The sequence below is a fragment of the Streptomyces sp. NPDC026673 genome (genome assembly GCF_040638135.1).
Taxonomy (GTDB): Bacteria; Actinomycetota; Actinomycetes; order Streptomycetales; family Streptomycetaceae; genus Actinacidiphila.
Genome location: NZ_JBEZXR010000150.1, coordinates 1 through 7,377 on the forward strand (window position 1 = coordinate 1; position 7,377 = coordinate 7,377).

The window sequence follows — 7,377 nt, forward strand, 5'->3', positions numbered from 1 at the left end:
ACCTGCGCCTGCCCGCCGTCGGCGGACACGAGCGTGGAAAGGATCTTGACGACGGTGGTCTTCCCGGCACCGTTCGGCCCCAGGAGCGCGAAGACGGAGCCTGCGGGGATTCGCAGGTCGACGCCGTCGAGGACGGTCTTGTCGCCGTAGGACTTGCGCAGCCCGTTCGCCGCGATGGCCAGGTGGTCGGTCATGAAGGGATCTCCTCTTCGCAAGCGGCGGGTTTACAGGCTGCGGGCGGTGATGTCGCCGTAGGCGGTGGTCGCGTGGATGTCCAGGGCGGCGGTGGCGCCGTCGGTGTTCCGGAGTGCGTTGCGGATCCGGCCGTAGGCGGTGCCGGCGTCCAGGGAGGCGGAGACTCCGCGGGCGGCGCCGACCGAGATCTCGCCGTGCTCGGTGTGCAGCGCGACGGTGCCGCGCACCGCCTCGGTGACGCGGATGTCGCCCTTGCGGGTGCTGATCTCCGCGGGGCCGCCCAGCCGGCCCACCGCGATGTCCCCGGCGAGCAGGGTGAGGCGGGTGCTCTCGGACTCGTCGAGCCTGACGGTGGCCTGCTGGCCCTCGAAGACGACGTCGCCGAGCCGTCCGACGCCCCGGAACTCGCCGGCGGCGGCCTTCGCCTCGACGCGCGAGCCGGCGGGCAGACGGACCGTCACCTCGACGGATCCGGAGGCGCCGAGGATCCTGCTTGCCGCCGCCGGGACCTCGACCCGCAGCACACCGTCGCCATAGGCGACCTCGGTCTGCTCCGCCGCCTTCACGTCACGGCTTTTGGCGGGGTCCGCGGGCAGGATCTCGACGGTGGTGTCGGTCCGGTCGGCGGCGATGAACCGCATGCGTCCCGCGGGGATGTCGAGGACGGCCGAGACCGGGGCGGGGGTGTCGAACCTCTGCATCGTGCACTCCTTGGTCGCTGTTTCTGATATCGGAAACGCTACGTTGCATTCGAGGATCCGGCAATGTGGTTGTTGCGCTCTAACCCCATTACTGCAGCTAGTTGGCCGGGTTTCGTTGCAACGGTTCTGAAGGGAACGCAACAAACTTGCGTCTGTCGTTGCAATGAATTGAAGGTGAAGGCTACGGCCGGAGCCGCCGCGGGAGCGCCGGAGGATCGCGCCGGCGCCGGGCGTCGCCGCCAACTCGGCGGCGTCATCGCGCGGTTTGGGGCGACTGAGTCTCAAAAGCACCCTTGCGGCGACAAGATCCCTCTGTCGTACTTGTACGGCCGTGTGCCCGGAGCCGAGAGGTGGTCCCCCATGCCCGTACGGCCCGTGCGCGGTCGCCATCGCAGACCCCAGCCACCGAGCCGGCTCTCCCCGGTGTCCGTCGCCGTGACGGCCGCCTCCGGCGCGGGGCTCGCGCTGCCGTTCGTCGCCGCCGCGAGCGCGGGCGCCGCCCCGGCCGGCACGTGGGACAAGGTCGCCCAGTGCGAGAGCAGCGGCAAGTGGCACATCAACACCGGCAACGGCTATTACGGCGGGCTGCAGTTCGCGCAGTCGACGTGGAAGTCCTACGGCGGCGGGAGGTTCGCCCCCCGCGCCGACCTGGCGACCAGGGCCGAGCAGATAGCGATCGCCGAACGCGTCCTGGACGGCCAGGGCCCCGGCGCATGGCCCGTGTGCTCACAGCGCGCCGGTCTCACCCGGGACGGGCAGAAGTCGCGTCCGCAGGCGGCGCGCGAGACGGCCGTGCCCGGGAAGAAGGCCGACCGGGCGAAGCCGGCGGACCGTCAGCGGGCGGCCCGCGACGGCTCCTACACGGTGGTCGGCGGGGACACCCTCTCCGGGATCGCGGACGAGCAGCACATCGAGGGCGGCTGGCAACGGCTCTACGCCGCCAATCGCCCGGTCGTCGGCGCCGACCCGGACCTCATCCTCCCGGGACAGGAACTGGCCCTGCCCGGTACGAAGGCGAAGCCCCCGGCCAAGGACGGCGCCAAGCCCGCGACGCCCGGCAAGCCCGCGGAATCCGCGAAATTTGCGAAATCCGTGAAGCCCGCCAAACCGGCGAAGTCCGCGAAGCCGGGCGCCTCCGCGCAGCGGCACGCCCAACCCGCCTCCGCCGCCCACGCGTTCGTCGCCCCGGTCGGCGGCGGGCTCGGCACCCCGTACCGCCGCAGCGGTTCCCACTGGGCCGGCGGCCACCACACCGGCCAGGACTTCACCGTGCCCACCGGCACCTCCGTGAAGGCGGTCGCCGCGGGCACCGTCGTCGAGGCGGGCTGGGGCGGCGCCTACGGCTACCAGGTGGTGATCCGGCACCAGGACGGGATGTACACCCAGTACGGCCACCTGTCCTCGCTGACCGTGCGCGCGGGCCAGTCCGTGACCGCCGGCCGGCAGGTCGGCCGCTCGGGTTCGACGGGCAACACCACGGGCCCCCACCTGCACTTCGAGGTGCGTACGGGCGAGGGCTACGGCTCCGACGTCGACCCGGTCGCCTATCTGCGGCGTCACGGAGTGCGGCTGTAGCGCCGCTCGCGCCGCTCACGCCGCGACGACGGCCCACCGGCCGGGCCGCGCAGCCGGCGCGCCCCGGCCCGACACCCCGCCCCGCGCGACCGCACTCTGCCCGGCGGCGAGGCACCGCACCGGGTGCGATCCGAGTCGTGCGGGTCTCCCGGATCCCGGGGCGTCGTGGCGCCCGCCGCGCGCGGGATCCGTCCCGCGACCACGCGGATCCGGAAGCCGGATCCCTACCGCTCGCGCTCGACGAGGTCCTTGAAGCGTTCGAGGTCGTCACGGACCGTGCGCTCGATCGCGCTGACCTGGGCGAAGCCCTTGGGGCCGCCGAAGGTGTCGTGGATCTCGGCGGGGTCGTACTCCATGCGCACCTGGACGCGGCTGTGCTGCTCGTCGATCGGGAGGACCGAGCACGTCCCGGTGATCTCGGCCCCGCCGCTCGTGCGCCAGGTCATCTCCCGGGTGTCGCTCCGGGCCTTGGTGCGGTCGGAGAACTCCGCGTCGATGGAGTCGCCCCCGGTCCCCGTCACGCCCAGCCGCGCCTTGCCGTCACTCTCGGTCCTGGCCTCCCGGACGCCGCTGACGAACCGTGGATACTCCTCCACACGGTGCAAGTGCCGCCACGCCACCTCGGTCGGAACGTTCAGGTCGATCTGCTCTTCGAGTCTGCTCATGAGCTGCCACCTGCCTTCCTCCCTCCAGCGTGCGCCTTGCCCCCGCCTCACGCCACGCTGCCCACCGGCACCTCGGTGACCGTCTCCGTCACCGCGACGCGGCCGCCGAGCCGCGGGGCGGCGAGCAGCCCCGCGTCGCCCCGGGTGAGCAGGCGGACGGCGGCCCAGGGGAGGTTCACGCCGGTGAAGGCGGTCTGGAAGATCCCGGCGGAGGGACGCGGATTGGCCTCCAGGAGGACGGGCTCGCCGCGCCGGTGCCGCAGCTGCACATTGGAGAGGTAGGCGAGGCCGAAGTGCCCGATGAGGCGGCGGGCGATCTCCGTCATGGCGGGGTCGTCCAGGAGCAGCCGGTAGCGGCCCTCCTTGGCGCGCGGGATCGCGGCGAGCAGTTGCCCCCCGGGGGCGGAGAGGCAGTCGACGCTGACCTCGGGCCCCTCCAGGTAGGGCATGACGATCATGCTGGGGACGTGTTCGCCCTCGTCCGCCGCCCGCTTCATCGCCTGGGCGACCGCGTCGACCGAGGCCATGGGACGGGCGGGGGCGAGCAGGTCGCGGATGCCCATCGGCCGGTCCTCCAGGATCCGGAAGCCGAAGGCCGAGTACTCCCCGGCGGGCTTGATGCAGAGGGTCTCGCCGGACGCCGCGAGCTCGTCCACCGCCGCCCGCAGACCGTCGGCGTCCCGCACCACCCGCCACGGCGGCACCGGGATGCCGGCGGCGAGCGCCTCCTCGTACGTACGGCGCTTGCTGGTCAGCACCTTGACCGAGGCGGGCGGCGAGCACATCAGGCGGGTCCCGACGGCGGCGAAGGCGTCGGCCCGTCCGGCCAGCGCGGTCAGCCGGCGGGGCGGGATGAGGACGTCGATCCCGTGCCTGCGGCAGAAATCGAGCGCGAACTCGGCGTAGGCGTCGTCGCCGACGTGGCGGGGCTCCACCTCCGCCACGTCGCAGGCGGAGAGGGCGGGCGCCGAGGGGTCGACGTTGGTCCCGTGGATGCGGACCTCGACGGAGTCGGGATTGCCACGCAGCATGCGCATCACCTGGGTGGTGGCCACCCCCGCGCTGCTGAGCCATATTCGGAGGGCCAATGGACGCTCCCCTCATGCATGGGAGCGGCCGGAAGGCATGCGGCAGCGCACGCGTTCCGGCCGTCCGGGATCTTGTGTGAGGCGGATCATATCCGCGTTGCGTGACGCCGGTGTTTCACGTCCGCGGAGCGCGGGGGAAGAACGGACGGCCCGCCGCCGTCACTCGTCCGCCCCACGGGAACGAGCGGGACGACCGCGGCGGGCCAAGGCTGGAAGGCGACAGCAGTCCCTCCGCCGGAAGCGAGAACAGCATGGCTGGGCCGTCCCCCCGTGGTCCGCTGAACCTCCGTCACATAGCGCGGACGGGAGCGCTGGCCGCGGCGCTCGCCTCGACGGCGCTCGTCGCCGCGCCCTCTCCCGCCCTCGCCTCGCAGGTCGCCGACGGAGGCGCCGCGGGTGGCGGGGCCCGACCGACCGTGGTCCTGGTGCACGGCGCCTTCGCCGATGCCTCCAGCTGGAGCCCGGTCGTCGAGCGCCTGGAGAGCGCCGGCTACAAGGTCGTCGCCCCCGCCAACCCGCTGCGGGGCCTGATCAGCGACTCGACCTACCTGGCCAGTGTGCTGAAGAGCATCGACGGCCCGATCGTGCTGGCGGGCCACTCCTACGGTGGCGCGGTGATCAGCGGGGCCGCCGCGGGCAACCGCAATGTCAGGGCGCTGGTCTACGTCGCGGCGTTCATGCCGGACGCGGGGGAGACCCTGGGCGCACTGTCCGCCCGCTTCGCGCCGAGCGACCTGGGCTCCGCGCAGCGCCCGGTGCCGTACCAGGACGGGTCGGGCAGCGGCGTGGACGTCTACATCCGCGACTCCGTCTTCCGCAAGGTCTTCGCCGCGGACCTCCCCGCGTCGACGACCCGGCTGATGGCCGCCGAGCAACGGCCGATCGCACTGCGGGCGTTCACCGACAAGTCGCCGGGCGCGGCGTGGCGGACCATCCCGTCGTGGGCCCTCGTCGCCTCCGGCGACCACGCCATCAACCCCGCGCTGGAACGCTTCGAGGCCAAGCGGGCGGGCTCGCACACCGTCGAGATCGACTCGTCGCACGTCGCGATGCTCTCCCACCCCGACGACGTGGCCCGGCTGATCCGCGAGGCCGCCGACAGCACCGCCTCCGGGTCCGACGGGCGTCCCGCGCTCGCCGACACCGGCCCCCGGGACAGGGTCCTCACCAGTGCGGGCGGCCTCGCGAGCATCGCGCTCGTCGCCGGCGCGGCCCTGGTGGCGGCGGTGCGGCGCTACCGCCGCTGATGCCCGGACCCCCGCGACACGCGGCGGCGCGGTGGAGGGATTCCTCCACCGCGCCGCCGCGTACGTTCCGCCCTGCCCGGCGCCGGCCGGCTTCCGGGCCGGCGCTACCGCCGTACCGCCGGCTCAGCGCAGCCGTACGGCGACGGCCGCCCGGTGGGCGTCGCCCACCGCGACGTCGGTGAGCCGCCAGCCCTCCGGGCCCGGCGCAGGGTCGGGGCCGGAGCCCACGTAGTCCTCGGACAGGTCCCGGGCCAGGCCCGTTCCCAGCCCCTTCAGGTACGCCTCCTTGCGCGCCCACGCCCGCGCGAAGGCCTCGCGGCGCTCCACCGGCGGCAGTGTGCCGAGTTCGGCCACCTCCGCCGGGTGCAGCGACTGCCACACGCCGTCGACGGCCTCCTCGCCGGGCAGCGCCTCCACGTCCACCCCCACAGGGGTCGCGGCGAAGGCCAGCAGCGTCACCTGCCGGGAGTGGGAGAGCGAGAAGTGCGGCGCGCCGCCCTCCACCGCCGGGCGTCCGTGCGGGCCGCCGCAGGACGGGCAGGTCTCCCGGATCAGCGGCACCGAGCCGGGCCGGGTCCCCAGGTAGGCCGCCAGCATCAGGCGCAGCGCCACGTGCGCGGTGACGTAGCTGGTGCGGTCGCGGTCGAAGTGGAAGCCCGTGGCCCGCTCGCGCTCCTCGCGGCTCAGCAGCCCGGGCGCCATGTGGACGGCGGCGGCCGCGTTCGCCGCCGTGTCCACCAGGCACAGCCGCGGCGGCTCACCGGGCCCCGGCGGGGTGAGCCGCGCCGGGGCCGCGGCCACCGCGAAGCGCTCCGGGACCAGGGTCACGACCGTGCCGCCGGGTCCGGGACGATCGCGAACGCCTCGACCTCCAGCAGCAGTTCCGGCCGGATCAGGGCGGCCACCTGTACCGCCGAGCTCGCCGGGGGCCGCTCGGTGTCGACGTACGCGTCGCGCGCCTCGCGCACCGCGGGCAGGAAGGCGACGTCGGTGACGAAGAAGGTCAGCTTGACCACGTCGCCCCAGCCCGCCCCGGCCGAGGCCAGGCAGCGGTCGAGGTTGGCGAAGACCTGACGCGCCTGCGCCGCCGGGTCGCCGGGCCCGACGAGCTCGCCGGCGGCGTCCACGGAGATCTGCCCCGAGACGGCGACGAACCGGCCCTCGCCCCAGACGACGTGGCTGTACCCCGTGCCCGGGACGACACCCTCCGGAGCGGCGACGTGGGTGAGGTGCGCCATGCGTTCCCCCTTGATGATCGACACCGCTCCATGCTCTCCCAGGGGGCCGATCCCGCGCCACAGCGGACGTCATGACCGGTGTCATGGGCGAAGGGTTCTCTGGGCATAAATCGTCATATGAGCGGAGACAGGAGGTTCCCCTCATGAGCCATGCCGAAACCTACGATCTGACCTTCCCCGTCTCGGGCGACACCGTGGTCGTCAAGCGCACCGAGCGCAAGGGCGCCGGGGGGCACCCCGTCTACAGCGACGACACCGGCATCGTCCAGGCCGAGATCAGCGACCGTGGAGAAGTCCGGATGCTGGCGACGGGCGGGCACCAGCGCCACGACGTCCCCTCGCGGGCGACGCCGCACTGAACGTCCCGCCGGCGGTTCGGGAAGGAGCGGCCGGACGGAAGGGCCGCCGGAGCCGCACCCGGGGTGCCGAGCCGGCACGCCGGTCCCCGGTCGCCGTCCGTGACCGCGCGGTCGGGTGGAGTGGCGAACCGCTCCCGCCGCCCGCCGTCCGGGTCCGACGGGCCGATGCGTCCGCCCCGTCGAAGAGCCCTTCCTCCGCCCGGGCCGGCGGGGACCGGCCGCGGGGACCGGCCGCGGGACCGGCCCCTCGGCGCAGGCGCACGGCGGCGGGGGGGGGAAACCCCACCCACACACCGCGCGGCGCGGAGC

At 74.0% G+C, this 7,377-nt stretch carries 9 protein-coding genes; 3 read left to right on the forward strand and 6 right to left on the reverse strand.

The features are described 5' to 3' along the window. Positions 1-194 (reverse strand): ATP-binding cassette domain-containing protein (locus tag AB0F62_RS42040; RefSeq protein ID WP_361811979.1); only part of this gene is annotated, 194 nt, incomplete at its 3' end. 30 nt (positions 195-224) lie between these two features. Further along, positions 225-896: a DUF4097 family beta strand repeat-containing protein gene (locus AB0F62_RS42045; RefSeq protein WP_361811982.1), complete on the reverse strand. Its 672-nt coding sequence runs from the start codon at positions 894-896 to the stop codon at positions 225-227. Positions 897-1,256: 360 nt separating this feature from the next. On the opposite strand from AB0F62_RS42045, the gene AB0F62_RS42050 reads away from it, so the two are divergent. Beyond that, complete coding sequence (locus tag AB0F62_RS42050) at positions 1,257-2,471, forward strand: transglycosylase family protein (RefSeq protein WP_361811985.1); 1,215 nt, start codon at positions 1,257-1,259, stop codon at positions 2,469-2,471. 224 nt (positions 2,472-2,695) lie between these two features. Here the strand turns inward: AB0F62_RS42050 and AB0F62_RS42055 are convergent, their stop codons facing one another. Both AB0F62_RS42055 and AB0F62_RS42060 read right to left on the reverse strand, forming a co-directional pair. Continuing rightward, positions 2,696-3,136: an SRPBCC family protein gene (locus AB0F62_RS42055; protein ID WP_361811988.1), complete on the reverse strand. Its 441-nt coding sequence runs from the start codon at positions 3,134-3,136 to the stop codon at positions 2,696-2,698. Between the two features lie 47 nt (positions 3,137-3,183). Next, entirely contained in the window at positions 3,184-4,224 is a 1,041-nt protein-coding gene (locus AB0F62_RS42060) for an ATP-grasp domain-containing protein (RefSeq protein ID WP_361811991.1), read from the reverse strand. A 251-nt stretch (positions 4,225-4,475) separates the two neighbouring features. Between AB0F62_RS42060 and AB0F62_RS42065 the strand changes: the two genes are divergently transcribed. Beyond that, complete coding sequence (locus AB0F62_RS42065) at positions 4,476-5,471, forward strand: alpha/beta hydrolase (protein WP_361811994.1); 996 nt, start codon at positions 4,476-4,478, stop codon at positions 5,469-5,471. 123 nt (positions 5,472-5,594) lie between these two features. On the opposite strand, the gene AB0F62_RS42070 is transcribed toward AB0F62_RS42065, so the two are convergent. After that, complete coding sequence (locus AB0F62_RS42070; RefSeq protein ID WP_361811997.1) at positions 5,595-6,299, reverse strand: 4'-phosphopantetheinyl transferase superfamily protein; 705 nt, start codon at positions 6,297-6,299, stop codon at positions 5,595-5,597. After that, positions 6,296-6,709 (reverse strand): RidA family protein, encoded by a 414-nt coding sequence (locus AB0F62_RS42075; RefSeq protein ID WP_361812001.1) that lies wholly within the window; start codon positions 6,707-6,709, stop codon positions 6,296-6,298. The genes AB0F62_RS42070 and AB0F62_RS42075 overlap by 4 nt, the downstream gene beginning before the upstream one ends. Positions 6,710-6,852: 143 nt before the next feature. Here AB0F62_RS42075 and AB0F62_RS42080 point away from each other — a divergent pair, with 143 nt between their 5' ends. Then, on the forward strand, positions 6,853-7,068 hold the full coding sequence (locus AB0F62_RS42080) for a DUF6296 family protein (protein WP_018563588.1): 216 nt from the start codon (positions 6,853-6,855) through the stop codon (positions 7,066-7,068). Positions 7,069-7,377: the final 309 nt, after the last annotated feature.

Excerpts from the sequence above, each read along its gene's own strand:
- AB0F62_RS42045 (WP_361811982.1), bottom strand. The coding sequence starts at position 896 with ATGCAGAGGTTCGACACCCCCGCCCCGGTCTCGGCCGTCCTCGACATC.
- AB0F62_RS42050 (WP_361811985.1), top strand. The coding sequence starts at position 1,257 with ATGCCCGTACGGCCCGTGCGCGGTCGCCATCGCAGACCCCAGCCACCG.
- AB0F62_RS42055 (WP_361811988.1), bottom strand. The coding sequence starts at position 3,136 with ATGAGCAGACTCGAAGAGCAGATCGACCTGAACGTTCCGACCGAGGTG.
- AB0F62_RS42065 (WP_361811994.1), top strand. The coding sequence starts at position 4,476 with ATGGCTGGGCCGTCCCCCCGTGGTCCGCTGAACCTCCGTCACATAGCG.
- AB0F62_RS42075 (WP_361812001.1), bottom strand. The coding sequence starts at position 6,709 with ATGGCGCACCTCACCCACGTCGCCGCTCCGGAGGGTGTCGTCCCGGGC.
- AB0F62_RS42080 (WP_018563588.1), top strand. The coding sequence starts at position 6,853 with ATGAGCCATGCCGAAACCTACGATCTGACCTTCCCCGTCTCGGGCGAC.